This window comes from Rhodococcus sp. Z6_132 (assembly GCF_058133635.1).
Window position 1 is genome coordinate 689398 of sequence record NZ_JBYUNP010000001.1, and the last position, 25657, is coordinate 715054.

The window sequence follows — 25657 nt, forward strand, 5'->3', positions numbered from 1 at the left end:
GGTCTGCCTGCGTTACACATCAGTTGAATTTTCTTTTGTCGACGCGTGCGTCAGCGTGACGTGCCGGTCTGCGCCGGTCAGGCAGCCCGGCCGGCCAGGAACCGGCCGAAGTGCGGGACGGTGAACGCGACGAAGCCCCGCTCGGTGGCGTAGACGAGCCCCTTCTTGAGCAGGCTGTCCCGCGCCGGGGACAGCGACGACGCCTTGCGGCCCAGGTGCTCGGCCACCTGCGCCGTGGGCACCGCCTCGTCGGGCGCGCCCCGCAGGTCGGCCAGCTCGGCCATCGCGTAGAGGTACTCCCGCTCGGCGGGCGTGGCGCGCTCCAGCCGGGAGCCGAAGAACCCGACCGCCAGCTCGGCCTCGGCCTCCGGCCCGGCGATGGCCACGTCGGCGGCGGTGATGCTGGCACCGGGAGCGGCGTCCCAGGCGGCCTTGCCGTAGGCCTGGACGAAGTAGGGGTAGCCACCGGAGGTCTCGTACAGCGCGGCCAGGGCGTCGTCGTCGATGTCGGCGTCCTCGCGCTGGATGGGCGCGCGGATGGCCTGCTCGGCGGCGGCGGGGTCCAGGCGGTCGATGCGCAGGTAGCGGAACAGCCGCTCGGAGTAGGACTTGCTGGCGGCGAGCACGCTGGGCACGTGCGGCAGGCCCGCACCCACCACCACCAGCGGGGCCCCGGACTGGCTCAGCTCGTGGCAGGCGGCGCACATCGCCGAGACGTCGTCGATGCCCAGGTCCTGCATCTCGTCGAGCAGCAGGACCAGGCCGGTGCCCACGTCGGCGGCCAGCTCGGCCACGCAGGTGAACAGCTCCACCAGGTCGATCTCCATGTCCCCGGAGTCGGCACGCCCGCGGGTGGCGGGAACGTCGATACCGGGCTGCCACTTGTCCCGCATCCCGGTGCCCTCCGGGTTGGCCTTGAGCGCGAACGCCTTGAGCACCCCGAGCACGTCGTCCACCCGGTCGGGCGCGCGGTGGCGCACCGCCAGGTCGCGCACCGCGCGGTGCAGCGCGGCGCTGAGCGGGCGCCGCAGCGGCGATCCCGCCTTGACCTCCACCTTGCCGCTGGCCCAGCCGCGGTTGAGCGCCCGGGAGCGCAGCTCGCCGAGCATCACCGTCTTGCCCACCCCGCGCAGGCCGGTCAGCACCAGGCTGCGCTCGGGCTTGCCCCGCGAGACCCGCTCCAGCAGCACGTCGAAGGCTTGCAGCTCGCGGTCGCGTCCGGCCAGCTCGGGTGGGCGCTGGCCGGCGCCGGGCGCGAAGGGATTGCGTACGGGATCCACGCTCGGACAGTATCGGCCAATCTAGAGGCCCACCGATAGGCGCGCAGAAAGAGCCCGCCCTGGACCTGGGGACGCCGAACGGCGCGGGCGGACGGTGGTGGCCGTCCCACCCGCGCCGTTGGTGGAGTGCTCGCGCTCAGCGCTCCAGGATCGCGGTGACTCCCTGCCCGCCGGCGGCGCAGATGGAGATCAGGCCGCGGCCCGAGCCCTTCTCCGCCAGCAGCTTGGCCAGGCTGGCCACGATCCGCCCGCCGGTGGCGGCGAACGGGTGGCCCGCCGCCAGCGAGGAGCCGTTGACGTTGAGCTTGGCGCGGTCGATGGAGCCGAGCGGACCGTCCAGGCCGAGCTTGGTCTGGCAGTACTCGGGGTCCTCCCAGGCGGCGAGGGTGGCCAGCACCTGCGAGGCGAACGCCTCGTGGATCTCGTAGAAGTCGAAGTCGCCCAGCTTCAGCCCGGCGCGGGCGAGCATCCGCGGCACCGCGTAGGTGGGGGCCATGAGCAGCCCGTCCTCGCCGTGCACGAAGTCCACCGCCGCGGTCTCGGAGTGGGTGATCCACGCCTGCACCGGCAGCGAGCGCGACGTGGCCCACTCCTCGCTGGCCAGCAGCACCGCGGACGCGCCGTCGGTGAGCGGGGTGGAGTTGCCCGCCGTCATCGTCTGCTTGGGCCCGTTGCCGAACACCGGGTTGAGCTTGGCCAGCTTCTCCACGCTGGAGTCCGGGCGCAGGTTCTGGTCGCGGGAGAGCCCCATGAACGGGGTGACCAGGTCGTCGAAGAAACCGCGGTCGTAGGCGGCCGCCATCTTGTGGTGGCTGGCCGCGGCGAGCGCGTCCTGGTCGGCGCGAGAGATGTTGAACTTCAGCGCGGTCTGCGCCGCGTGGTCACCCATCGACAGGCCCGTGCGGGGCTCACCGTTGCGGGGGATCTCCGGCACCACCTGGCCGGGACGCAGCGAGCCGAGCAGCTTGAGCCGGCCGAGGGTGCTGGGGGTGCGGTTGAACTCCAGCAGCACTCGCCGCAGGTCCTCGTTGACGGCGATGGGCGCGTCGCTGGTGGTGTCCACCCCGCCGGCGATGCCCACCTCCTGCTGGCCGAGGGCGATCTTGTTGGCCACCTGGATGGCCGCCTGCAGCCCAGTGCCACAGGCCTGCTGGATGTCGGTGGCCGGGGTCTCCGGCGAGAGCGCGCTGCCCAGCACCGACTCACGGGTGAGGTTGAAGTCGCGGCTGTGCTTGAGCACGGCACCGGCCACCACCTCGCCCAGGCGCTCGCCCTGCAGGCCGAAGCGGCTCACCAGGCCGTCCAGGGTGGCGGTGAGCATGTCCTGGTTGGAGGCGCGGGAGTAGACGCCGTTGGAGCGGGCGAAGGGGATGCGGTTGCCGCCGAGCACGGCGACGGGGCGTCCGGCGTTTCCGGCCGGCGCCGTGGGGTTGCTGCGGGCAGGCTGTGTGGCCACGGTTCATCTCCATTGCTCGGCGTTCGACGCTGTGGGTTCGGCCCTGGTGGACTCGACGCTGTAGCTACTGATGGGTATTCTTACCCGCCAGTAAGTTCCTTGTCGACCCAAGCCCCACCCGAGCGAGAAGGTGCACCCTGTGACCTCGACCCAGTCCAGTCCCCGCCAGCCCTCCGACCGCTACTCGCAGCTGATGGCATCCGGACCGGGCAGCTTCCTCGCCGGCCAGCTCGGGCTGCCGCGCCCGGAGCAGCTGCGTCGTCACGACCCCAGCAAGCCCCCGCTGCCCGGCCCGGTGCTGCTGGGCGGGTCCGGCCGCCTGGTGGAGCCGCTGCGCGAGCTGTTCTCCGGCGCCGACTACGGGCTGGCCACCGACGCCGACAAGTACGGCGCCCTGGTGTTCGACGCCACCGGCATCACCCACATCGACCAGCTCGAGGAGCTCTACAGCTTCTTCCACCCGGTGATGCGCAAGGTCGCCCCGTCGGGTCGCCTGGTGGTCATCGGCACGCCGCCGGAGGAGACCGGCTCCACCCAGGAGCACATCGCCCAGCGCGCGCTGGAGGGCTTCACCCGCTCCGCCGGCAAGGAGGTCAAGCGAGGCGCCACCGTGCAGCTGGTCTACGCCGCACCCCAGGCTGACCCCTCCGCGCTGGAGTCCACCCTGCGCTTCCTGCTCTCGGCCAAGTCGGCCTACGTCTCCGGGCAGGTCATCCGGATCGGCGCGCACGGCTCCACCACCAACGCCGAGGCCGTGCCCCGCAGCTGGGACAGCCCGCTCGCCGGCAAGGTCGCCGTGGTCACCGGGGCCGCCCGGGGCATCGGTGCCGCCATCGCCGAGGTGCTCAGCCGCGACGGCGCGCACGTGGTGTGCGTGGACATGGCTGGCGCGGGCGAGGCGCTGTCCAAGACCGCCAACGCCGTGGGCGGCAGCTCGCTGGCCCTGGACGTCACCGCGGCCGACGCCGGCGCCACCCTGTCCGCGCACCTGCTGGAGCGCCACGGCGGTGCCGACGTCATCGTGCACAACGCGGGCATCACCCGGGACCGGACGCTGGCCAACATGGACGCCGACCGCTGGAACGCCGTCATCGGCGTGAACCTGGCCGCACCGGAGCGCCTCACCGCCGAGCTGCTGGAGTCCGGTGCGCTGAAGGACGGTGGCCGGGTGATCGGCGTGGCCTCCATCGCCGGCATCGCGGGCAACAACGGCCAGACCAACTACGGCACCTCCAAGGCCGGCGTCATCGGCCTGGTGGAGGCGCTGGCCCCGGAGCTGGGCAAGAAGGACATCACCATCAACGCCGTGGCACCGGGGTTCATCGAGACGCAGATGACCGCGGCCATCCCGCTGGTGGTCCGCGAGGCCGGCCGGCGGATGAACTCGATGACCCAGGGCGGGCTGCCCATCGACGTGGCGGAGACCGTGTCGTACTTCGCCAGCCCGGCCTCCTCGGCGGTCACCGGACAGGTCGTGCGCGTGTGCGGCCAGAGCCTGCTGGGGGCCTGACGTGCAGACCGAGACGCTCAGCTCCTCTCCCGGCCTGGCGCAGCCCTACCTCAAGGCCGCGCTGGCCGCGCTGCCGCTGCCCGGTGGTCGCCCGCAGGCCCTGCCCGAGCGAGAGCTGCGGCTGGACGGGGTGACCGTCGACCGCAACCACCTGGCCGAGTACGCGCAGGTGTGCGGCTTCCGGCTGAGCGAGACCCTGCCGGCCACCTACCTGCACATGCTGTCGTTCCCGATGAGCATGAAGCTGATGACGGCCGGTGACTTCCCGTTCCCGCTGCTCGGGCTGGTGCACGTGGCCAACCGCATCGAGACCACCCGGCCCGCGCTGGCCGGGGAGAGCTTCGACCTGAGGGTGCGCGCGACCAACCTGCGTCCGCACCGGCAGGGCCGCCAGCTCGACCTGGTCACCGAGGCCCGGGTGGGCGAGGAGCTGGTCTACACCGGCACCAGCACCTACCTGCGCAAGGGCGCCGGCAAGTCCGACGCCGCCGCCCCCGCACCCAAGGTGGGCGTGGACGACGAGGTGGAGCCCTCGGCGATCTGGAAGCTCGACGACGGCCTGGGCCGGCGCTACGCCGCGGTGTCCGGCGACCGCAATCCCATCCACCTGCACGCCCTGAGCGCCAAGGCCTTCGGGTTCCCCCGAGCCATCGCCCACGGCATGTGGAGCGCGGCCCGCTGTCTGTCCGCGCTGGAGGGGCGCCTGCCCGAGGCGATGGACTACACGGTGGCCTTCCGCAAGCCGATCCTGCTGCCCTCCACCGTCGCCTTCGCGGCGGAGCAGACCAAGAACGGCTGGAACGTGGGACTGCGCAGCGCCACCAAGGGCACCGCCCACCTGGGCGGGCAGATCACCCAGCGCTAGCGGGGGGCGGCGGCCCCGGTGCGGTCGGCCGACTCGGTGCGCCGCCGCCCGCCCAGGCCGTGCCAGGCGAAGTCCACCAGCAGCTCCGCGGTCACCACCGGGTCGGCGGTCGGGTCGTCGAGCATCCGGTCGATCAGCGCCTCTGCGGCGCCGACCAGGGCCACGGCGAGGCTGTCGAAGTGTGCAGCGGGGTGGTTGCCCCACGCGGAGCGCTGCAGCAGCTGGGACACCGCCGCCGCCGCACCGTCGTGCACCTGGGACACCTGGGCGGCGAAGGGCTGCTGCAACCGGGCGCGCCGGTAGAGGACGAGCCAGCTGTCGCGGTGCTCGGCGGCGAAGGTGAACACCGAGGTGATGCCGTTGGCCAGCTGCTCGCGGGGCGGCAGGTCCGGGTCGACCGCGGTGAACACCGCCGCCAGGAAGCGTTCGGCCTCCCGGGTGATGCACGCGGCGAACAGGTCCTCCTTGGAGCCGAGGTAGAGGTAGAGCATGGGCTTGGAGATCGCCGCGGCCTCTGCGATGTCGTCCATGGCAGCATCGTGAAATCCTTTGCGGGCGAACACCGACACCGCAGCGTCGAGCATCTGCTGCTCCCGGACCGCGCGGGGCAGCCGCTTGCTCGCGCTCATCGCTCACCTCTCCCTGCGTGTCGCCAAAGACCTTACCCACAGGTAATGTTACTCCGCAGTAAGGTGTTCTCCGGTGCCGCACCGCTCCATCCCGCTGCCCCGGGTACCGCACGCCTCCGAAGGGACGAACGCCCATGTTCTCGCTCGAGCTCAGCCAGGAACAGACCGAGCTTCGCGACTGGGTGCACGGCTTCGCCGCCGATGTCGTCCGGCCGGCTGCCCACGAGTGGGACGAGCGGGAGGAGACTCCGTGGCCGATCCTGCAGGAGGCGGCCAAGATCGGCCTCTACGGCTACGAGACCATGGGCACCCTGCAGGCCGATCCCACCGGGCTGAGCATGCCGATCTTCAACGAGGAGCTCTTCTGGGGCGACGGCGGCATCGGCCTGGCCATCATGGGCACCGGCCTGGCCGCCGCGGGCATCGTGGCCGCGGGCACCCCCGAGCAGATGATCGAGTGGGTGCCGCAGTGCTTCGGTGACGTCAACGACCCCAAGGTCGGCGCGTTCTGCTCCTCCGAGCCCGAGGCGGGTTCGGACGTGGGCAACATGCGCACCCGCGCGGTCTATGACGCGGCCACCGACGAGTGGGTGCTCAACGGTCTCAAGGCCTGGGCCACCAACGGCGGGGTCGCCAGCGTGTTCGTGGTGCAGGCCGTGGTGGACAAGACCCTCGGCTCCCGCGGGCAGGCGGCGTTCGTGGTGCCCGCCGGCACCAAGGGCCTGGAGGTGGCCAAGAAGCTGAAGAAGCACGGGCTGCGCGCCTCCAACACCGCCGACGTGTTCCTGGACGACGTGCGCATCCCCGGCGCCAACCTGCTGGGCGGCAAGGAGAAGCTCGACGCCAGGCTGGCTCGGGCGCGGGAGGGCAAGAAGGGCGGTGGCCAGGCGGCCATGGCCACCTTCGAGCTCACCCGCCCGACCGTGGGCTCCATGGCGGTGGGCATCGCCCGCGCCGCCTACGACTACGCCCTGGAGTACGCCAAGGGCCGCGTGGTCTTTGGCCGGCCGATCATCGAGAACCAGGCGATCGCGTTCACCCTGGCCGACATGAAGACCGAGATCGACGCCGCTCGCCTGCTGGTGCACCGTGCGGCGTGGATGGCCAAGAACGGCGTGCCCTTCGCCGCGGCCGAGGGCTCGATGAGCAAGCTCAAGGCCGGTCGTGTGGCTGTGTGGTCCACCGAGCGCGCCATCCAGATCCTGGGCGGCGTCGGCTACACCCGCGAGTACCCGGTGGAGCGCATGCACCGCGACGCCAAGATCTTCGACATCTTCGAGGGCACCGAGCAGATCCAGCAGCTGGTGATCGCGCGCGCCATCTCCGGCGTGCACATCCGCTGACCCTCGCTCTCCTCCCCTCTCCTTGCGGGGAGGACGGTGTCCCGCTGGCTGCTGCTGCGGGGTTCAGCGGGTCCGGGCGGCACGGACGTCCGCCCGTCGTGGCACCAGCGCCCCGCATCACGGCCGTGAGGCGGGGCAATAATGGCCGGGTGGCGGATCCGGTGGAGGGCGACCTGCGGGTGACCGCGCGGCTGGCGGTACCTGCGGCCGAGCTCACCTGGCGGTTCTCCCGCTCGCAGGGCCCCGGCGGGCAGGGCGTCAACACCACCGACTCGCGGGTGGAGCTCAGCGTCGACCTGAGCACGTTGAGCACCGTGGACGCCCACCAGCGGGAGCGGCTGCTGCACCGGCTGCACACCCGCACCGTGGACGGCGTGCTCACCATCGCGGCGTCGGAGACCCGCTCCCAGCTGCGCAACCGCGAGGCCGCCCGGGCCCGGATGGCGATGCTGCTGGCGCAGGCGCTCGCCCCCGACGCCCCGCCGCGCCGCCCCACCAAGCCGAGCCGGCGGGCGCGGCAGCGGCGGGTGGACGCGAAGGTGGCGCGGGGACAGACCAAGCGGTTGCGCGGCCGGCCCGACTACTAGCCGCCCCGAGGGCTCAGAGGGCTGCCGTCGGCCGGTCGAACATCGCGTACTCGGCGAGGATCTCGGCACGCTTGTCCTCGCGCAGCAGCGCGTAGCAGTCCTCCTCGCGCACGTAGATCGGGTCGTCCACCAGCCAGCTCTCCCGGCGCAGCCGCATCTTGTCGATCTTGCGGGTGGCGGTCACCGGGACGTCCTCCACCAGCCGCACGTAGGTGGGCGCCCACTTGGTGCCCATGTCGGGCTGCTCGGTGAGGAACTGGTAGAAGGCCGCGGGCGAGAACTGCTCGCCGTCGGCCATGCTCAGCGTGGCCATCACCCGGTCGCCGGTGCGGCTGTCGGGCACGGGGTACACCGCCACCAGCAGCACCCCGGGGAATCGCGCCAGCACGCGCTCGATGGGGGCGCTGGCGAAGTTCTCGCTGTCCACCCGCATCCAGTCGCCGGCGCGACCGGCGAAGTAGAAGAAGCCGTCCTTGTCGCGGTAGCCGAGGTCGCCGGAGCGGTAGGCGGTGCCGTCGAGCCGAGCCGCGGTGGCCTCAGGGTTCTTGTAGTAGCCCTCGAACATCATGGCGCCCTGGGTGTTCACGATCTCGCCGATGCACTCGGCGGAGTTCAGCAGCTTGCCGTCGACGTCGAACTCCGCCGGCGGGCACTCGTTGCCGTCGGGGTCCTGGATCTGCACGGGCATCACCGCCGGCGGCGTGCCCAGGGACCCGGGCGGGGCGTCGGGGCCGTGGCTGATCACCACCGCACCCTCGCTGGAGCCGTAGCTCTCCGTCGGCGCCACCCCGAAGCGCCGCTCGAACTCCGCCCGGTCCAGCGGCGCGGCCTCGGTGCCGAACGCGGCGCGCAGCCTGGTGCGCTTCTCGTCGGGGTTCTCGGGCTGGTGGAGGAGGTAGGCGAGCGAGCGGCCCACGTAGTTGAAGAAGGTGACGCCGTAGCGCAGCACGTCGGGCAGGAACCCGGAGGCGGAGAACTTCCGGCGCAGCACGAACGTCCCGCCCACCAGCGCCGCGGGGGCGAAGCAGGCCATGATCGCGTTGCCGTGGAACATCGGCATGGCGTTGTAGGAGACGTCGTCGCGGGTGATGTGCATGACGTTGGCCGACGCCAGCATCGCCATCCGGCCGGTGCTGCAGATGACGGCCTTGGGGTTGCCGGTGGAGCCGGAGGTGAACAGCAGCATCAGCAGGGTGCGGGGGTCGCGCGCCTCGGCGGTGGGCTCCAGGGGTGCACCGCGGTGCCGCTCCAGCCGCGCCTGCCAGTCGGCGCCGTCGCACTCCAGCACCCGCTCGCTGGGCAGGCCCAGGTCGAGGCCCGCCAGCAGGGCCGCGCCGTGGGCGTCGGTCACCACCAGGTCGCAGTCGACGCCGCGGATGTCGGCGGCCAGCTCCTCGCCGCGGCGGGTGGAGTTGATCCCCACGACGGTGGCACCGCTGAGCGCGCCCGCGCCGATGAGGAAGAGGAACTCCGGCACGTTCTCCAGCAGCACACCCACGTGGAACGCGCGCTCCGGGCGCCGCAGCTCCTGCAGCACGGCGGAGCGGTCGGCGCACTCCTGCACCAGCTCCCGCCAGCTCCAGCGCGAGTCCTCGAAGAGCAGTCCGTCGTGCTCGTCGTCGGCGCGGCGCAGCAGAACGTCGGCGAAAGTGGCGGGCGTCTCAGTCATGCGCTGAGCGTGGCAACCCGAGGGGCGTGGGCCAACCACGATCCCGCTGACCGGGCGGCGCTGACCAGGGCCGTCACCGCTAGATCCCGGCATGGTCGGCCACCTCGCGGGCCTTGGCCACCAGCTGGTCGATCCGCGCCACGGTGGGCGTGCCGCTCGCGGCCGCGTTCTGCGGCTCGTCCCTGGCCCGCCGCATGACGCCCTCGGCGATGATCGCCACCTTCCACAGCCCCAGCGCGTGCCAGTACGCGAGCGCCGCGGCGTCGCGCCCGGTCTCGGCCAGGTAGATCTCGGCGATCTCCGCGCGGCTGGGGAAGCCCGGCAGCGCGGAGGCGGGGAAGTCACCGCCGGTGTCCTCACCGGGCTCGGGCCAGTAGGCCAGCAGGGTGCCCACGTCGGCCAGGGGCTCACCGAGGGTGCACAGCTCCCAGTCCAGCGCGGCCACCACCTCCCCGGTGTCGGCGGCGGCGATCACGTTGCGCAGGTGGAAGTCGCCGTGCACCAGGGTCAGCTCGTGCTGCTCCGGCACCGCGGCCACCAGCCGGGCGGTGAGGTCGTCCAGCTCGGGCAGCTCCCGGGTGCGCGACTGCTCCCACTGCCCGCCCCAGCGCTTGAGCTGGCGGGCGGCGTAGGGCTTGTGGCTGGCCAGGTCCGCCAGGCCGGTGGCGTCCAGGTCCACGGCGTGGATCGTGGCCAGGGTGCACGGCAGCGACACCCCGATGGCACGGCGCTGCTCCGGGGTGAGCGCCTCGGCCACCGACATGCGGTCCACCACCCGGCCGTCGACGAACTCCATCAGCAGCAGCGGCACCTCGCTCACCGCCGGGCCGGAGCCCGCCCCGGGGGTGTACAGCCCGTGCACGCGCGGGGTGGGCACCGCGGTGTCCTGCAGGGCCGAGAGGATGCGCCCCTCCCGGGCCACGTCGTGCGCCGACGCCAGCAGGTGGCCCAGCGGCGGGCGGCGCAGCACCCACCGCCCCCGGCCCTCGTCCTGCACCAGGAACACCAGGTTGGACTGGCCCAGGCCCACCCGCTCGAAGCTCAGCCGTCCCTGCCGCTGCAGGCCCAGGCTGTCGAACCACTCCGTCACCGCGTGGGGGTCCAGCCCCACCACCTGCGCGTTGGTCACTCAGCGCACCACGGCCTCGTGGCCGTTGCTCGCCGCGGTGACGTCGCGGTACTTCCGCAGCTCCTGGCGGGCGATGGCGCGCTGGTGCACCTCGTCGGGGCCGTCGGCCAGGCGCAGGGTGCGCATGTGCGCGTAGGCCATCGCCAGCGGGAAGTCGTCGGTGACGCCGGCTCCACCGTGCACCTGGATGGCGCGGTCGATGATCTTCAGCGCCATCTTGGGGGCAGCGACCTTGATGGCCGCGATCTCGGTGCGCGCCTCCTTGTTGCCCACGGTGTCCATCAGGTGCGCCGCCTTCAGGGTGAGCAGGCGCACCATCTCGATCTCGATGCGCGCCTCGGCGATCCAGTCCTGGATGTTGGCGCGCTCGGACAGCGGCTGGCCGAAGGTCACCCGGGACTGGGCCCGGCGGCACATCAGCTCCAGGGCACGCTCAGCCATCCCGATCGCCCGCATGCAGTGGTGGATGCGGCCCGGGCCCAGCCGGGCCTGGCTGATGGCGAAGCCCTCGCCCTCCCCGGAGAGCAGGTCGCTCACCGGCACGCGCACGTCCTGGAAGTCGATCTCGGCGTGGCCCTCGCGGTCCTGGTAGCCGAACACCGGCAACCCGCGCAGCACGGTCACGCCGGGGGCGTCCATCGGCACCACCATCATCGACTGCTGCTTGTACGTGGCCGCGGTGGGATCGGTCTTGCCCATCACGATCATCACCTTGCAGTTCTGGTGCAGGGCGTTCGAGGCGAACCACTTGCGGCCGTTGAGCACGTACTCGTCACCGTGGCGCTCCATGCGCAGCTGGATGTTGGTGGCGTCGGAGCTGGCGACGGCCGGCTCGGTCATCGCGAACGCCGAGCGGATCTCCCCGTCCAGCAGCGGCCGCAGCCACTTCTGCTTGTGCTCGTCAGTGCCGAAGAGGGTGAACACCTCCATGTTTCCGGTGTCCGGGGCGTTGCAGTTGCAGGCCTCCGGGGCCAGGTGGCTGCGGCCCATGATCTCTGCCAGCGGCGCGTAGTCGAGGTTGCTCAGCCCCGGGCCCCACTCCGGGTGCGGGTGAAAGAGGTTCCACAGCCCGCGCCGCTTGGCCTCCACCTTGAGCTCCTCCAGCACCGGCGGCTGGAAGTGCGGGTTGCCCGAGGCGCGCATCTGCTCCTCGTACACCGCCTCGGCCGGGTAGACGTGGGAGTCCATGAACGCCAGCAGCTCGTCCTGCAGCTCGAGCGAACGGTCGGAGAAGCTAAACATCGACATGGCTGGTCCTCATCGGTAGGGGCGGGAACTCGGGGGGACGGCGCTGCAGGAAGCTGGAGACGCCCTCGCTGACGTCGGGGCCGCGGAAGGCGTCGAGCATCAGCTCCTCGGAGCGGCGCAGCGCCTCGGCGTAGGGCACGTCGGCCCGCAGCTGCTGCTTCATCACCGCCATGGAGGTGGGCGAGCAGGTGGTGGCCAGGGTGGTGGCGTAGTCGACGGCCGCGGCCAGCACGTCACCGTCCACCAGGTGGTCCACCAGGCCGATGCGGTGGGCCTCGGCGGCGTCCACCATCCGGCTGGACAGCAGCAGGTCGGTGGCCCGGCTGTGGCCGACCAGGCGGGGCAGCAGCACGGAGCTGCCGTACTCCGCGATCAGCCCGCGCTGGGAGAACGCGGCGGTGAACCGGGCGGCGGTCGAGGCGAACCGGACGTCGAAGTACAGCGCCTCCACCAGGCCCAGGCCCGCGGCGACACCGTTGATGGCCCCGACCAGCGGCTTGCGCAGGGTCAGCGGGAGGTCACGGGGCCGGGCGCGGGCGAGGTCCTCGGGCCGGGCATCGCCGACGTTGCGCAGCCCTGCCAGGTCGGCACCGGCGCAGAAGCCGCGGCCGGCGCCGGTGACCACCACGGCGCGCACGTCAGGGTCGTCCTCGGCGGCCAGCAGCAGGTCGAAGTACTCGTCCTCCATGGCGTTGGTCCAGGCGTTGAGCCGCTCCGGCCGGTTGAAGGTCAGCACCGCCACCGCGCCCCGGCGCTCGGCCAGCACCAGCCCGCCCTGGGTGTCTGCAACCGGCACAGCAGCTCCTCGGGGTCTCGCCACCCTGGAGAGATCCACCGGTACAGGGGCCGGGGCCTGGGTGAACCTATGTATAGGTGAATCCGGCTTCAGTTTCAATAGCAGGCTGGATCAGCCCCGGTCGGGATCCGGCGGCACCGGGATGCCCAGGGCGTGCGCCCACAGCTGGGTGAGCGTGTGCACCAGCTCGTCGAAGTCGGTGGGCCGCTCGGCGTCCTCACCCTCCCCGATGGTGAAGACGCTGTAGGCCAGGCGGCTGACCATTCCGGACAGTGCCCGCGAGGCCAGCAGCGGATCCACCCGCGTGGTGGCCACCCCGCGCCGCTGTAGCTCCGCGATCCCCCGAGCGTTGCGCTGGATGAACGCAGCCGCCCGCTCCGCGCGGAAGGCGCGGAACGCCGGGTCGATGTGCGCCACCTGCTCCAGCAGCCCCATCAGCCGGGCGTTGCGCCGGTAGGCCTCCAGGTAGGCCCGGTTGCTCGCCTCCAGCACCGCGTAGGCGTCGTCGCCGTCCACCTCGCGGTCCACGCCGGGGTGCAGCATGTCCTCCTGCGCCACCTCGAGCACCGCGGCGAAGACTTCCTCCTTGTTGGCGAAGTAGGTGTAGAACGAGCCGGTGGCGCAGCCGGCCTCCCGGGTGATGTCCACCAGCCGGGCGTCGAGGTAGCCGGCCCGCTCGAACACCACCCGCGCCGCCTGCACCAGCGCGGCCCGGGTGCGCACGCCGCGACTGGTGGCCGGGGGCTCCCGCCGCGCGGGCGCGGCGGCGGCGTCGGTGGTCATGGGCCGATGTATATCTGAATCCGGTGTCGACTTCAATGAGGTCGTTCGGACAGGGCATCGCCGCCCTGAGCGAGTGGATCCGGGACGGCCGGCTGGTGCTGCGGGTCGGCGCCAGCCAGGAATGAGCACCGACCAGGGCTGACGCGCTAGTCCGCCGCCACGATCCCGAACCGCTCGGCCAGCTGGCGCCGGGTCTCGGCGGCACTGGTGTGCAGCACCCCGGCGATGCCCAGCCGCGCCGCGCCGTCCAGGTTCTGCTGCAGGTCGTCGATCAGCACGGCCGTCTCCGGGGACACCCCGAGCCGCTCGCAGGCCAGCGCGTAGATCTTGCGCGAGGGCTTGCGCACGCCCACCTCGGAGGACACCACCACCTGGTCGGCCATGGACGCCAGGTCGAAGCCTGCGTAGCCACCGCGGCCGAAGGCGTTGGTCACCAGGGCCACCGGGTGACCCGCCGCCCGCAGCCCGGTCACCAGGGCGATGGTGTCCTCGTCGCGGGTCAGGCCCGCCTGCATGCGGGCGATCAGCCCCTCCGCGCTCACCGGTGCACCGTGGGCGGTGAGCCGCTCGGCAAAACCGCGCTCGAACTCCTCGGCGCTGGTGCGACCGGACTCGTGCTCGGAGATCAGCCGTCGGGCCACCTCGTCCTCGCTGAGCAGTCGCAGCGGCAGGCCCGGGTCGCCACCGAGCGTGGCACCGAAGTCCGCGAACGAGCGCATCACGCTGGAGGTGAGCACGCCACCGAAGTCCACCAGCACCGCGTCGCGCCCGGGTTCTGCCACGTCGCTCCTGCCCACTGCGCTCATGGCCCCATCAGACCACCCCCGCACCGTCGCGGTACGGACGGGGCCGGTGCCCTGCGCGCGTCGGCAAAGACCTGACAGCGCCCACTCGGATCGTCAGCCTCGAGGACTGACCGCACCGTCCAGCAGATCGTGGACGCGCACGCCTGAGGCCGCGCCGGCCAGGGCCTGCGGACTAGAAGCCGAACCAGTGGAACTGGCGGGCCAGGTCGATGAGGTAGTTCAGCAGCAGCTGGAACAGGAACGCGAACGGGTCCTGCGCCGCCACCGGGGGCCGGATGGTGCCGGCGTGCAGCAGGGTGCGGGCCTGCTCGGTGACCACGCCCGCGATCGGCGCACCGTAGCCCGGCCCCTCGGTGAGGATGACGGTCGCGAAGCGGTCACCGGGGCCGACGTAGCCGGTGGAGTTGAAGGTGGGCAGCCCACTGGCGCTGTCGGCGCCCCAGCCCTGCTTGACGGCCCAGGTGACCGTGGCGCTGGGTAGGCCGAAGTGCTGGAACGTGCCGTCGGAGCCGTGGACGGTGGTGTTGCGCATGGCGTTGCTCAGCCACGGCCACACCCGGGGGTCGTGCGCCACGGCGTTGTAGAACACCGCCATCCCGTGCGCGGTGATGCGGGTGCCGCCCCACCAGCCCGAGCGCGGTGGCGGAGCACCCAGGAACGGGATGTTGTAGTGCTGGGCGGCCCAGGTCACCACGCTGTCGCCGCCGGTTCGGTAGTACAGCGCGTTGGCGGAGGCGTCGTCGGACTGGGTGATCATCTTCCAGGCGGTGGTCTCGTTCCAGCCGCTCATCTGGCCCTGGACGAGCAGTCGCGTGGCGATGAAGACCTTCATCACCGACTCCGAGGCGTACTGCAGGTCGAAGTCACCGCCACCCCAGAACTGGCCGTTGGTGGTGTCCACGACGCCGATCGCCGAGCGGTATCCGCGGGCGTTGGCGTAGCCAACCGCGGCTGCCGCGTCGTCGGCGCCCTCGGCGGCCGCCGAGGGGGCGGTGACGACCGCCCCGAACAACACCTGCGCCAGCAGGACCAGCGACGCAACGACAACTCTGGGGCGCATCGATCTGGGGCGCATGGTGCTCCGAGGGCTCGACCAGTGGTGCGCGTCATCTAACACGAAAACCGTTACATGTGGTGATCTTTCAGCCACTGCATGTAACCATCGGCCTCAGCATCACCGCTCTCAGCGCACCACGAGCCCGGTGACCCAGGTGGCGCCGTCCGCCAAGCGGGACACCGTCACGAGCACGGTCCTGCCGTCGCCGCGGTAGGTGAACACCGGCCCCTCGCCGCCACCGACCGGCGCGTACCCGGCCGTCTGCCGCTGCTGACCGGCCAGGCTGGCCACCAGCTCGGCCGGCACCGCCCCGGGCGCCACGCACTTGCTGGCCTCGGCCACCTGCCCGGCGCTGAGGGAACCCATGAAGGCGTCCGCGGTGTCCTGCGCGCGGTCGGTGGCGGCGCACAGGTTCGGCGGCAGCGACACCGCCGCCGCCCGTGAGGTGGGTACCGCCGGCGTGGGCGTCGCCGTCGTGGGGGCCACGGGCCGGGTGGTGGCCGAGGGGGCGAGCGTCGGGGGCGCCAGGGTCGTGCGCGGGGCGGGCTCGGCCGGCACCGGCGGCGGTGTGCTCGGCGGCGCGGACACGGAGCTGGCCGGGGGCGCCACGGTCGTCTGCGGGGCCGGTTGCTCGGGGGAACCGCCGCAACCGGCCAGCACGCCGATGGCACCCAGTAGTCCGGCAGTCACCAGGAGTCGCGTCACGGGGTGAGCATGCCAGCCCCGACCCGCTCAGCTCACGCGCAGAGCGGAACCTGCTTGGCCAGCACCACGCGGCGCAGCGACTGCTGCACCTGCGCGGCCGGCAGCCGACCGTCGGCCACCGCCGCCTCCAGGTAGTCGAGCACCGCGGGCAGCCGAGTGGCGGTGATGAACACCGCCACGTCGCTGCCGGCCTGCAGCGCACGCAGCGACGCCTCTCGCACGTCGAACCGGTCGCTGATGGCGGCCATGCCCGCGAGGTCGTCGCTGAACACCACCCCCTCGAACGGCGGGGCGCCGTAGCCGCTGCCAGCACGCAGCAACCCGACCGCGGCCGGGCTGAGGCTCGCGGGCAGGCCCGGCTCCGTGAGCCCGGGAACGGCCAGGTGACCCACCATCACGCCGGTGCCCGCCGGTGACGACTCCGCGACCAGCGCGCGAAAGGGCACCAGGTCACGCTGCTGCAGGGCAGGCAGGGCGGGCGTGGTCACCGTGCCCCGGTGCGAGTCGCCGCTGGAGGCGCCGTGGCCCGGGAAGTGCTTGAGCACGGGCAGCACACCGGCGGCGCGGAGGCCGTCGGCGAACGCCCGGGCGTAGCTGGTCACCACCTGCGGGTCCGGGCTGAACGAGCGGTCCCCGATGACGGTGGTGCTCGCCTGGGCGGAGACGTCGGTGTCGGGGGCGAAGTCCACGGTGATGCCGTAGCCGCGCAGCTGCTGGCCACGGGTGAGGGCGAGCTGGCGCACCTGGGCGGGGCTCATCCCGGACTGCACCATGGCCCGCGCCGAGGGGATGCTGCCGTCCAGGGCGTCGATGCGCTGCACCCGACCGCCCTCCTCGTCGGCCGCCACCATCACTCCGAGGCCTGCCGGGGACTGGGCGTCGAGCCGGGACAGCGCGCCGCTGGTGAGCAACCCGGTGGCGTTGCCGCCGACGAAGACGCCGCCGACACCCTGGCGGACCACGTCGGTGACCTGACCGGGTCCGGACGAGTCCACCCCGACCATCAGCAGCTGTCCCAGCTGCTGGCGCAGCGGCAGGGTGGCCAGGTAGTCGGTGGGCACACAGCCGGGGACCGGCGCAGCAGCCGGCACCGAGGTGGTTGGTGGCTCGGGAGACGACGGCCCGGGAGACGGCGGCGCGGGAGATGACGGACCGGGGACGGGGGCGGTGGTGGGTCCGGTCGGCTCGCTCGGACCAGGACTCGACGGGGCGGCGATGGCCGGGGGCAGCGCCGCGCTGGGCGGCGGCCCAGGGGAGCTGCAGCCGACCACCATCGTCGCGCCCAGCACGCCGGCGAGCAGGCCGCGACGCGCGGATCGGAACGCGCGGGGGCCCGTGCGGTCCGTCTTCACCATCGCGCCAGTCAAGCACGGTGGACCGGGGCGGAGCCACCGGCCTCAGCTGCCGTAGGTGCTGACTCCCGAGCTGTCGTCGCAGCGCAGCCGGCCTTGGTGCACAAGCAGATCCAGGTGAGCGGCGGTCTCGCCGATGGCCAGCACCTGGTTGAAGATGTCCAGGTCGGCGTAGCTGCGCTTGTGCCGGGTCCACCGCAGGATGCGGGCCACGTCGAGCACCGTGCTGCCCTGGGTCACCGCGGCGAGCGTGTCGGCCAGCCGGGTGTCGTGGTGCTCCAGCAGCTCGTCGATGCGCTTGTGCGCGCTGTCGGTCACGGCCCCGTGCGCGGGCAGCAGCATCCGGTCGGGCATCGCCCGCACCACGCGCAGCGACTGCAGGTAGTCGCCCAGGGCCAGCCGGGGCGGTCCGGGCTCCACGGCGATGGACGGGGTGATGCTGGGCAGCACGTGGTCGCCGGCGAAGAGCAGGTCGGCGGCGGCGTCGACGAACACCACGTGGCCGCGGGTGTGGCCCGGGGTGGGCACCGAGTCCAGGCTGCGGCTGCCGAGGGCGATGGTGTCGCCCTCCTCCAGCCACTGGTCGGGGGCTTCCCACGGGCCGCCCTCGCTGGGCGGGGCGTTGCGGATGAGGTCGGCCAGCTGCTGCGCCCCGTAGCGGGCCATCCGGTCGGCGTTGAGGACGTTGGCCTCGGCGGCGCGGTGCAGCAGCAGGTCCATGGACGGCTTCTCCCCGGCGCCCAGCGCGACGTCGGAGCCCACTCGGCGGCGGATGGTGACCGCCTGCGTGTAGTGGTCGCGGTGCACGTGGGTGACCAGGATCCGGCTGACGTCGCCGAGGTCCGCGCCCAGCGTGGCCAGGCCGCGCTCCAGCTGCTGCATGGACTCCGGGATCGCCCAGCCGGAGTCCACCAGCACCAGCGAGTCGCCGTCGGTGATGGCGTAGACGTTGACCGCGCGCAGCCCGTCGTTGGGCAGGGGCAGCGGGATGCGGTGCACGCCCTCGGCCACGGGGTACACGCCAGGTGTGGTCCAGTCGCTCATCCGTGGGAGTCTGGCACGCAGGTGTGACGGCCGTCTCGCCCGGTCCCACACCGGCACTCGCCGCCGGCAGTGCCGCCGGTGCTGACCCTGCTGCGCAGCCGCGCACCGCCCGGGCGGCCCACCGCCCCGTCAGAGCCAGTGCGCGCCAGCACGGGGTCGGGCAGTCGCGTGCCGGCGATGACGGCGGCCTGCTGGTAGTGCTCCATGCTGCGCGCCAGCATGTGGTCCCAGGTCATCTCCGGCGTGGTGGCCACGTTGTGCTCCCGGATGGCCCGCAGCCGCTCCGGTGCGGTGAGCAGCCCGGCGGTGGCGGCGGCCATGTCGGCGTCGGAGCCCACCAGCAGCCCCTCCACGCCGTCGCGCACGAACTCCACCACCCCGCCGCAGGACATCGCCACCACCGGCAGACCCGCGCTGCGGGCCTCCAGCGCGGCGATGCCGAAGGACTCCAGCCGCGCCGGCGCCAGGTACACGTCGGCGGTGCGGTAGACCTGCCGGATCTCCTCGCGGGTGCGAGCGCCGGGCAGGCTGACCCAGTCCTGCATCCCGCGCCGGCGCAGTGCCTTCTCCATGTCGGCGCGCCGGGGGCCCTCGCCCATGATCACCGCGCGCAGGCGGACGTCGGTCGGCACCTGTGCCCGGATGGCCTGCAGCGTGCGGATCAGCGGCATCGGGCGCTTGCGCTGGGCCAGCCGCATCACGCTGACGATGGTGAGCTCGCGCGGGTCGGCGTGGTGGGCGGGCAGCTGCCACGCCGCGGCGTCCACCCCGTTGCCGAGCACGGCCACCTCCTGGCCGACCAGCATGTAGCGCATCGGCTTCGCCGCCACCTGGCTCACCGCGGTCCAGCGGGCCTTCCAGCGGGTCCAGCCCGCCGCTGTGCCCGCCACCCGCAGGATCGCCCCCGGCGGCGGGACCGAGTGCATGGTGACCACCATGGGCACCCCCGCGGCCGAGGTGATCGCCCCGGCCGTCCACACCAGCGGGGACACCAGCGACGCGTGCGCGTGCACCACGTCCACCTCTCCCGGTGCGAGCAGCCGGTGCAGCGCCGCACGGGTGCTCACCCCGGGCACCCCCTGCCGGAAGCCCGGCACCCGGTGCACGGTGGGCCCGGCAGGGTCCTCCGGCGCCTCGGCGGCGGTGCGGGTGATGACGCGGACCTCGTGGCCCTGGGCGCGCTGGCGCCGGGCGAGGTCGTGCACCTGCATCTCGATGCCGCCCAGGCGGGGCAGGTAGCAGTCGGTGACGTGGGTGATCCTCACGCGGTGGCCACCGGCACCAGTGCGCGACGGCGCCGCGACTGCTGCACCAACCAGGCGACGATGCCCAGCCCGCCCACCGGGATCTCCAGCAGGAAGGTGAACCCGCGGTACAGCAGCACTGCCGCGGCCACCCCCACCGCTCCCCCGCCCAGCGCGATGAGCATGCCGGCGCAGGCGGTCTCCGCGAAGCCCGCGCCGTTGGGCGTGATGGGGACCAGCGTCAGCAGCCGCTCCACGGCGAAGCCGGCCGCGATCACCCCCACGGGCAGGTCCTCACCCAGCAGGTGCAGGCAGCTGCCGAGCAGCAGCACCTGCAGCAGCAGGTACCCGGTGACGGCGACGCTCATCTGCAGCCACGCCGTCTGGATCACCTCCACCGTGGACGACCTCAGCTGCGGCAGCACGTCGACCATGCGGGAGCGCCGCGGGGAGCGGACCAGACGCATGCCGCCGGCGACCGCCTGGTCCAGCACGGTGCCGCAGCCGCGGGCCACGCGGTGGCTGCTCAGCGCCGACAGCAGCGCCACCAGCACCAGCGCGAGCACCACCACGGCCGTGCGCACCGCGCTGAGCACGGGACCGGAGGTGAGCGTGCCGGTGGACAACAGCCAGGCCAGCACCGCGCCGGCGAACACCAGCTTGCCCAGCCAGTCCCACAGGTTGCTCACCGCGGTGAAGGTGGCGAAGGCGGACCGGGTGAACCGCCAGGAGCGGATCATCGCGAAGTTCAGCCCCACCCCGGCCGCCCCGCCGAAGGGCGCCACGTTCGCCACGGCGCTGCCGGTGAGGTTCAGCATCAGCGCCTGGCGGTGGGTGAGTCCGGGCAGGGCCGCGGTGAGCACCCAGGTGTAGGACCACAGTCCCGCCAGCCACAGCGCGGCGAGCAGCAGCAGCGCGGTGAGCGGCACCCCGGCCAGCACCTTGCTCACCGGGTCCCACGAGGTGCCCAGCACCCGGGGCAGCACCAGCAGCAGCCCGACGACGGTGGCCAGCGCGGCGACGGAGGCGAGCGCGCGCAGCCCGACCCAGCCGCGCCGGGGCGCGGCGGCAGGGGTCTCCTCAGCCGGAGTGGTGGTCATCGTGTGCGGGTCCTCGTGCGTCGTAGGGCTCAGGTGAAGTACAAAGCAGTCCGCACAATGTAAGCACCAACCGCGCTCAGGTGTAGCACGCGTCACGGCTGAGCGAGCCGGCTGCCATGCTGAGCCCGTGGCCCGCACCCTCGTCTCCTTCCACGCCCACCCCGACGACGAGGTCCTGCTGACCGGGGGAACGCTTGCCCGTGCCGCCGCCGAGGGCCACCGCGTGGTGCTGGTGGTGGCCACCAACGGGGAGGCCGGGCTGGCTGCGACGCACCTGCGCGCCGACGGCGGGCTGGGCACCCGGCGAGTGGCTGAGCTGGAGCGCTCGGCCGGGGCGCTGGGCTGTGCCCGCCTGGTCCTGCTGGGCTACCGCGACTCCGGCTGGCGCGACAGCGCGACCCCGGGCGGCTTCTCCGACGTGGACCGGGTGAGCGCGGCACGACGGGTGGCGCGGGTGCTGGAGCAGGAGCGGGCGGAGGTCCTCACCACCTACGACCCCGCCGGCGGCTACGGCCACCCCGACCACGTGCAGGTGCACCACGTGGGAGCGCTGGCGGCTCGGCTGGCGGGCACTCCACGGGTGCTCGAGGCCACGCTGGACCGGCGGCTCGTCCAGCGCGCCGTGCGACTGGTCGAGGCGGTGCCCGGCGTGCTGCCAGGGGTGCGAGCCGCCGCCTTCGCCGAGGCCTACAGCGACGTGGTGACCCACCGCGTGGACGTCCGTCCGCACGCCGCCGCCAAGCGCGCCGCGATGGCCGCCCACGCCAGCCAGGCCACCGCCGACTCCGACCAGCGCACTCTCGCCCTGCTGCTGCGCCTGCCGCGCCCGGTGTTCCGCCAGGTGCTGGGCCGCGAGTGGTTCCTCCAGCGCGATGCTGCGCCCGGATCCCTGCGCGAGGACGTCTTCGCCGGCCTCGACCGAGGCTGACCGCCACGGGTCCACCCCTCGCGGAACCGGCGCGCACGGCGCACAATCGGCGGGGAACCAGGCGGACGCCAGCCCACGGACCGGACGTGCGCCCGGCGCCCGCAGGTCAGGAGCCCACCATGGCGGCACCCCGCACCGACCGCGCACGACCGGCCGCCACCAGCACCGACGTGGTCCTGGTGGCCTACGACGGCTCCGCCTGCGCCCGCGGGGCGCTGGAGCACGTCGCGCGCTGCCTGCGCTCCACGCACGTGGTGGTGGTGAGCGTGTGGGCGCCACTGGTGGTGCAGACCGCCCAGCTGGCCACCATGTGGGGTGAGCTGTCCGTCGTGGGCTGGGCTGGGGAGGACCACCCCGCCGACCGCTACGCCGAGACCCAGGCCCGCCTGCTCGCCGAGGAGGGCGCCGGCGTGGCCACCGCGCTGGGGCTGCAGGCCACCGCCGCCACCCAGCCGGCCGCCGGCGGGGTGTGGACCGGCATCGTGGACGCCGCCGAGGAGCACCAGGCCGACATCATCGTCACCGGGACTCGGAGCCTGCACGGGCTGCGGTCACTGCTGCACGCCAGCGTCTCCCAGCAGGTGCTGCACAACAGCACCCGCCCGGTGCTGGTGGTTCCCGCCGGCTGCCCCTGAGGGGCTACCAGTTGGTCAGCACCAGGTGCACCACCCCGAGCGCCAGCAGCGCCTGCACGGCCAGCCAGCCGCGCTGCCAGCGCACCGGCAGCGCCGCGGTGGCGGCCAGCAGCCACACCGCGAAGGGCAACCAGATCCGCTCGGTCTCGGCCTTGCTCAGCGCGCTCAGGTCCGCCGCCGCCACCGCCAGCCCGGCGCCGAGCACCAGCAGGCTCAGCCCGTCCCTGGCCCGCAGCCGTGCCGGTGCGAGCACCCGGTGCAGCGCCGCGGCGGTGGCCAGGCCCACCGCGCACAGCAACGACGCCAGGTTGGCCCAGCCCCAGTAGCTGAACGGGCGCTCGGTGGCGATGCCCTGGTAGTACCGGTCGACCACCAGGTGGTAGCCGTCGAGCCACCAGAAGCCGGCCGCGGCGAACGCGGCCACCACCACCAGCGCCCCGGCCACGGCGGGCAGCAACGGCCGCACGGTGCGCGCGGCGACCAGCACCGCCACCGCCACCAGGCCCATCAGCACCAGGCCGTAGGACAGGAAGATGCCGTAGCCCAGCAGCAGCCCCGACGCCAGCGCGGCAACAGTGGGCCAGCGCACCGCCCGCGTGGCGGCCAGCGCCAGCAGGGCGATCCCCCAGGCCACCACCCCCGCGAACAGGGCGTCGGCGGAGACCGCCACCCAGATGGCCGCCGGGGCCAGGGCCAGGAACGGTGCCGCGCGGCGGGCGGTCTGCTCGTCGGCCAGCACCCGCACCGTCACCAGCACCGCCACCACCGCCGAGCAGCCCACGAGCACCTCGGCCAGCCCCGCCGGGACCGCGCCGTCCAGGCCCAGGCGGTCCAGCGCCACGTAGCTCAGCAGGGCTCCCGGTGGGTGGCCGGAGACGTGGGTGGGCCAGGAACCGGGCACCCCCTCCAGGATCCGGCTGCTGAAGTCCTGCACCATCGCGGGCACGTCGGCGATGGTGCGAACCGTGGGCAGGTACTCGTTCGAATCCTCCAGGTGATCGACGAACCCGCGCTGCCACCCGTCCACCAGGAGCAGCGCCATCGCCCAGCCGACTGCGACCGCGGCCGTGCCGGCCAGCAGCCAGGGCCAGCGCAGCCGCTGCGCCAGGCGAGGGCCCCAGCCGACCACCAGCACCGCCAGCACCACGGCCAGCGGTGTGCCCACGCCCACGTGCGGCTCCCAGATGCCGTAGAGCGGGGCGGTCTCGGCGTGCAGCGCGTCCCGCTCCGCCGGCGCCATGCGGCGCGGCACCACGATCGCCGCGACCAGCAGCGCCACCGCCAGCACCGCGCTGGCGACGTCACCCAGCAGCGACCGGTCGGGGTGGCGCCGCGCGGCGGTGGCAGGCGGTGCGAGGTTCACCCGCCAAACCCTAGGCACAGCGCCGTGACCAGGCCTGACGGTCGCCGCAGGCCCGGCCACAGCCCCCTGTGCTCGTGCTGCGCGCGGGGCGCTGGTCGGCTTCACTCGATGCGGTGAGCAGCATCGACGTCGTCATCCCGTGCCGGGACGAGGCGGGCTCGCTGCCCGGGGTGCTGGCCGCGCTGCCCACCGGTTACCGGGCCGTGGTGGTGGACAACGGGTCCGGTGACGACACCGCCGGTGTCGCGACCGCCGGTGGCGCGCGGGTGGTGCACGAGCCAGTCGCGGGGTACGGCAGCGCGGTGCACGCCGGGGTGCTGGCCAGCGACGCCGAGGTGGTCTGCGTGCTCGACGGCGACGGCTCCATGGACCCCGCCGAGCTGCCCCGCCTGGTCGCCCGGCTCGACGCTGGTGCCGACCTGGTGGTGGGGCGGCGACGCGCGGTGCGGGGCAGCGGCTGGCCCTGGCACGCCCGGCTGGGCAACGCCCTCGTCGCGGCCCGGCTGCGGCAGAGGCACGGGCTGGCGGTGCACGACATCGGACCGGTCCGCGCGGTGCGCCGCGGCGACCTGCTGCAGCTCGGGGTGCGGGACCGCCGGTCGGGCTACCCGTTGGAGCTGCTGGTGCGGGCGGCGCGCGCCGGCTGGTCGGTGGCCGAGGTCGACGTCACCTACTCCCCGCGGACCGCGGGGCGCTCCAAGGTCTCCGGCTCGGTGCGGGGCACGGTGCACGCGGTCCGCGACTTCGGGGCCGTGCTGCGGTGAGCACGCTGCTGGTGGTGGCGAAGGCGCCGGTGCCGGGCCGGGCCAAGACCCGCCTCAGCCCCTGGGTGGCGCCCGAGGAGGCGGCCGACCTGGCTGCGGCCGCGCTGCTGGACACCCTCGCCGCGGTGGCCGCCACGCCCGCCGACTGCCACGTGGTGGCGCTGGCCGGGGAGCTGCACCAGGCATGCCGCAGCGCGGAGATCGGCCACGCCCTGTGCGACTTCGTGGTGCTGCCCCAGCGGGGCCCGAGCTTCGCCGCCCGGCTCTGCGCCGCCCACACCGATGCGGCAGCGGCCGGTCCGGGCACGGGCGTGCTGCAGATCGGGATGGACACCCCGCAGGTCACGCCGGCGCTGCTGGGGGCCGCCCTGGCGGTGCTGCGGGAGGCCGATGCCGCGCTGGGCCTAGCCACCGACGGGGGCTGGTGGGCGCTGGGCGTGGGCCGGCCTGCGCTGGCCCAGTGCCTGGCCGGGGTGCCGATGTCGCAGCCCGACACCGGCGCGCGCACCGCGGCGGCCCTGCGCGCGGCCGGAGCCCCTGCGCGGTCGTTGCCCGACCTGCGCGACGTCGACCGGCCCGCCGACGTGCTGGCGGTGGCGGAGCTGGCCCCGGACACCCTGTTCGCGGCTGCGGCGCGGTGCCACCAGCAGCGGGAGGCGGGCCGGTGACGGCTGTGGAGGGCAGCGGCACCGTCTCTGCCGACGAGCTCTACCAGCGGGCCGCGCGAGGTCAGCCCTGCTGGGTGGGCGACACCGCGGGGCGGCGCATCGAGCTGCCGATGACCCGCTGGATGGGAGGGCCCGGCATGAGCACCGCCGAGCGCACGGCCGACGCCGCCCTGCTCGCCCGCTGTGTCGGCGCGACCCTCGACCTGGGCTGCGGGCCGGGTCGGCTCACCGCCGCGCTGGTGGGGCGGGGGGCCTGCGCGCTGGGGGTGGACTCCTCGGCGGAGGCGGTCCGCCTGACCACCGCCCGTGGTGCCCCGGCGCTGCAGCGCGACCTCTTCGACTCGCTGCCCGGCGCCGGCGGCTGGTCCAGCGTGCTGTTGGCCGACGGCAACATCGGCATCGGTGGCGACCCGGTGCGGGTGCTGCGCCGCGCCGCCGCGCTGCTGCAGCCCGGCGGGCTCGCCGTGGTCGAGGTGGACGGCCCCGGGGTGGGCACCCCCTGCACGCGGCTGCGGATGGAGACCGAGAGCGCCGTCGGGGAGTGGTTCCACTGGGCCCGGCTGGGGGTGGACGCGGTCCAGCACGTCGCGATGGCCGCAGGCCTGCGGCTGCACGACGTGCAGGAGGCTGCCGGCCACTTCATCGCCATCCTCGCCGCCCCGGTGGTGGCTGACCCCGGCGAGAGCTAGCCGTCCA

The 25657-nt window shown here is 73.5% G+C and carries 25 protein-coding genes; 9 read left to right on the forward strand and 16 right to left on the reverse strand.

Translation table 11 applies throughout. The features are described 5' to 3' along the window. Window positions 1-77 precede the first annotated feature (77 nt). Together AC3YO9_RS03210 and AC3YO9_RS03215 are read right to left on the reverse strand one after the other, a co-directional pair. Window positions 78-1280: an ATP-binding protein gene (locus AC3YO9_RS03210; protein ID WP_127784288.1), complete on the reverse strand. Its 1203-nt coding sequence runs from the start codon at window positions 1278-1280 to the stop codon at window positions 78-80. Between the two features lie 136 nt (window positions 1281-1416). After that, window positions 1417-2736, reverse strand: coding sequence for an acetyl-CoA C-acetyltransferase (locus AC3YO9_RS03215; protein ID WP_489982105.1), 1320 nt, complete (start codon window positions 2734-2736; stop codon window positions 1417-1419). Window positions 2737-2875: 139 nt separating this feature from the next. Here AC3YO9_RS03215 and AC3YO9_RS03220 point away from each other — a divergent pair, with 139 nt between their 5' ends. Together AC3YO9_RS03220 and AC3YO9_RS03225 are read left to right on the forward strand one after the other, a co-directional pair. After that, window positions 2876-4246, forward strand: a complete 1371-nt coding sequence (locus AC3YO9_RS03220) for a 3-oxoacyl-ACP reductase (RefSeq protein WP_489982106.1) — start codon at window positions 2876-2878, stop codon at window positions 4244-4246. A gap of 1 nt (window position 4247) precedes the next feature. Beyond that, window positions 4248-5111: a MaoC family dehydratase gene (locus AC3YO9_RS03225; protein WP_489982107.1), complete on the forward strand. Its 864-nt coding sequence runs from the start codon at window positions 4248-4250 to the stop codon at window positions 5109-5111. Here AC3YO9_RS03225 and AC3YO9_RS03230 read toward each other — a convergent pair. Beyond that, complete coding sequence (locus AC3YO9_RS03230; RefSeq protein ID WP_489982108.1) at window positions 5108-5740, reverse strand: TetR/AcrR family transcriptional regulator; 633 nt, start codon at window positions 5738-5740, stop codon at window positions 5108-5110. The two genes, AC3YO9_RS03225 and AC3YO9_RS03230, sit on opposite strands and share 4 nt — an antisense overlap. A 134-nt stretch (window positions 5741-5874) precedes the next feature. Between AC3YO9_RS03230 and AC3YO9_RS03235 the strand changes: the two genes are divergently transcribed. Next, window positions 5875-7083: an acyl-CoA dehydrogenase family protein gene (locus AC3YO9_RS03235; RefSeq protein ID WP_127784292.1), complete on the forward strand. Its 1209-nt coding sequence runs from the start codon at window positions 5875-5877 to the stop codon at window positions 7081-7083. 149 nt (window positions 7084-7232) lie between these two features. Next, window positions 7233-7670: an alternative ribosome rescue aminoacyl-tRNA hydrolase ArfB gene (gene arfB, locus AC3YO9_RS03240; RefSeq protein WP_489982109.1), complete on the forward strand. Its 438-nt coding sequence runs from the start codon at window positions 7233-7235 to the stop codon at window positions 7668-7670. 13 nt (window positions 7671-7683) lie between these two features. On the opposite strand, the gene AC3YO9_RS03245 is transcribed toward arfB, so the two are convergent. The 12 genes from AC3YO9_RS03245 to AC3YO9_RS03300 form a co-directional block, all read right to left on the reverse strand. Next, window positions 7684-9339 carry an AMP-binding protein gene (locus AC3YO9_RS03245; protein ID WP_489982110.1) on the reverse strand — a complete coding sequence of 552 codons (1656 nt, stop codon included), beginning with the start codon at window positions 9337-9339 and terminating at the stop codon, window positions 7684-7686. Between the two features lie 79 nt (window positions 9340-9418). Then, window positions 9419-10468 carry a phosphotransferase family protein gene (locus tag AC3YO9_RS03250; protein WP_489982111.1) on the reverse strand — a complete coding sequence of 350 codons (1050 nt, stop codon included), beginning with the start codon at window positions 10466-10468 and terminating at the stop codon, window positions 9419-9421. Next, window positions 10469-11716 (reverse strand): acyl-CoA dehydrogenase family protein, encoded by a 1248-nt coding sequence (locus AC3YO9_RS03255; RefSeq protein ID WP_489982112.1) that lies wholly within the window; start codon window positions 11714-11716, stop codon window positions 10469-10471. It abuts the gene before it with no gap. Beyond that, entirely contained in the window at window positions 11703-12512 is an 810-nt protein-coding gene (locus AC3YO9_RS03260) for an enoyl-CoA hydratase-related protein (protein WP_489982113.1), read from the reverse strand. The genes AC3YO9_RS03255 and AC3YO9_RS03260 overlap by 14 nt, the downstream gene beginning before the upstream one ends. A gap of 111 nt (window positions 12513-12623) precedes the next feature. Continuing rightward, a complete protein-coding gene (locus tag AC3YO9_RS03265) occupies window positions 12624-13295 on the reverse strand; it encodes a TetR/AcrR family transcriptional regulator (protein WP_489982114.1) in 672 nt (223 codons plus the stop codon). Window positions 13296-13441: 146 nt separating this feature from the next. After that, window positions 13442-14101 carry an HAD family hydrolase gene (locus AC3YO9_RS03270; protein WP_489982115.1) on the reverse strand — a complete coding sequence of 220 codons (660 nt, stop codon included), beginning with the start codon at window positions 14099-14101 and terminating at the stop codon, window positions 13442-13444. Between the two features lie 172 nt (window positions 14102-14273). Further along, window positions 14274-15161: a hypothetical protein gene (locus AC3YO9_RS03275; protein WP_489982116.1), complete on the reverse strand. Its 888-nt coding sequence runs from the start codon at window positions 15159-15161 to the stop codon at window positions 14274-14276. A gap of 123 nt (window positions 15162-15284) precedes the next feature. Further along, window positions 15285-15863 (reverse strand): hypothetical protein, encoded by a 579-nt coding sequence (locus AC3YO9_RS03280; RefSeq protein WP_489982117.1) that lies wholly within the window; start codon window positions 15861-15863, stop codon window positions 15285-15287. 32 nt (window positions 15864-15895) lie between these two features. Further along, window positions 15896-17218 (reverse strand): glycoside hydrolase family 3 N-terminal domain-containing protein, encoded by a 1323-nt coding sequence (locus AC3YO9_RS03285; RefSeq protein ID WP_489982118.1) that lies wholly within the window; start codon window positions 17216-17218, stop codon window positions 15896-15898. 42 nt (window positions 17219-17260) lie between these two features. Next, the gene (locus AC3YO9_RS03290; RefSeq protein ID WP_489982119.1) at window positions 17261-18259 is read right to left on the reverse strand and encodes an MBL fold metallo-hydrolase; all 999 of its coding nucleotides are present in this window, start codon (window positions 18257-18259) and stop codon (window positions 17261-17263) included. Further along, window positions 18256-19524 (reverse strand): glycosyltransferase family 4 protein, encoded by a 1269-nt coding sequence (locus tag AC3YO9_RS03295; RefSeq protein WP_489982120.1) that lies wholly within the window; start codon window positions 19522-19524, stop codon window positions 18256-18258. Before AC3YO9_RS03295 ends, AC3YO9_RS03290 begins: the two co-directional genes overlap by 4 nt. Then, on the reverse strand, window positions 19521-20603 hold the full coding sequence (locus tag AC3YO9_RS03300) for a lysylphosphatidylglycerol synthase domain-containing protein (RefSeq protein WP_489982121.1): 1083 nt from the start codon (window positions 20601-20603) through the stop codon (window positions 19521-19523). Before AC3YO9_RS03300 ends, AC3YO9_RS03295 begins: the two co-directional genes overlap by 4 nt. Before the next feature lie 127 nt (window positions 20604-20730). On the opposite strand from AC3YO9_RS03300, the gene AC3YO9_RS03305 reads away from it, so the two are divergent. Together AC3YO9_RS03305 and AC3YO9_RS03310 are read left to right on the forward strand one after the other, a co-directional pair. Then, window positions 20731-21531, forward strand: coding sequence for a PIG-L family deacetylase (locus tag AC3YO9_RS03305; RefSeq protein ID WP_489982122.1), 801 nt, complete (start codon window positions 20731-20733; stop codon window positions 21529-21531). A gap of 119 nt (window positions 21532-21650) precedes the next feature. Further along, a complete protein-coding gene (locus AC3YO9_RS03310) occupies window positions 21651-22166 on the forward strand; it encodes a universal stress protein (RefSeq protein ID WP_127784307.1) in 516 nt (171 codons plus the stop codon). Window positions 22167-22170: 4 nt separating this feature from the next. On the opposite strand, the gene AC3YO9_RS03315 is transcribed toward AC3YO9_RS03310, so the two are convergent. Further along, on the reverse strand, window positions 22171-23529 hold the full coding sequence (locus AC3YO9_RS03315; RefSeq protein WP_489982123.1) for a hypothetical protein: 1359 nt from the start codon (window positions 23527-23529) through the stop codon (window positions 22171-22173). Window positions 23530-23642: 113 nt separating this feature from the next. Here AC3YO9_RS03315 and AC3YO9_RS03320 point away from each other — a divergent pair, with 113 nt between their 5' ends. The 3 genes from AC3YO9_RS03320 to AC3YO9_RS03330 are packed head-to-tail and all read left to right on the forward strand — an operon-like array spanning window position 23643 to window position 25650. Further along, window positions 23643-24293 (forward strand): glycosyltransferase family 2 protein, encoded by a 651-nt coding sequence (locus AC3YO9_RS03320; protein WP_127784308.1) that lies wholly within the window; start codon window positions 23643-23645, stop codon window positions 24291-24293. Then, complete coding sequence (locus AC3YO9_RS03325) at window positions 24290-24961, forward strand: TIGR04282 family arsenosugar biosynthesis glycosyltransferase (protein WP_489982124.1); 672 nt, start codon at window positions 24290-24292, stop codon at window positions 24959-24961. The genes AC3YO9_RS03320 and AC3YO9_RS03325 overlap by 4 nt, the downstream gene beginning before the upstream one ends. Beyond that, window positions 24958-25650: a methyltransferase domain-containing protein gene (locus tag AC3YO9_RS03330; protein WP_489982125.1), complete on the forward strand. Its 693-nt coding sequence runs from the start codon at window positions 24958-24960 to the stop codon at window positions 25648-25650. Before AC3YO9_RS03325 ends, AC3YO9_RS03330 begins: the two co-directional genes overlap by 4 nt. Window positions 25651-25657: the final 7 nt, after the last annotated feature.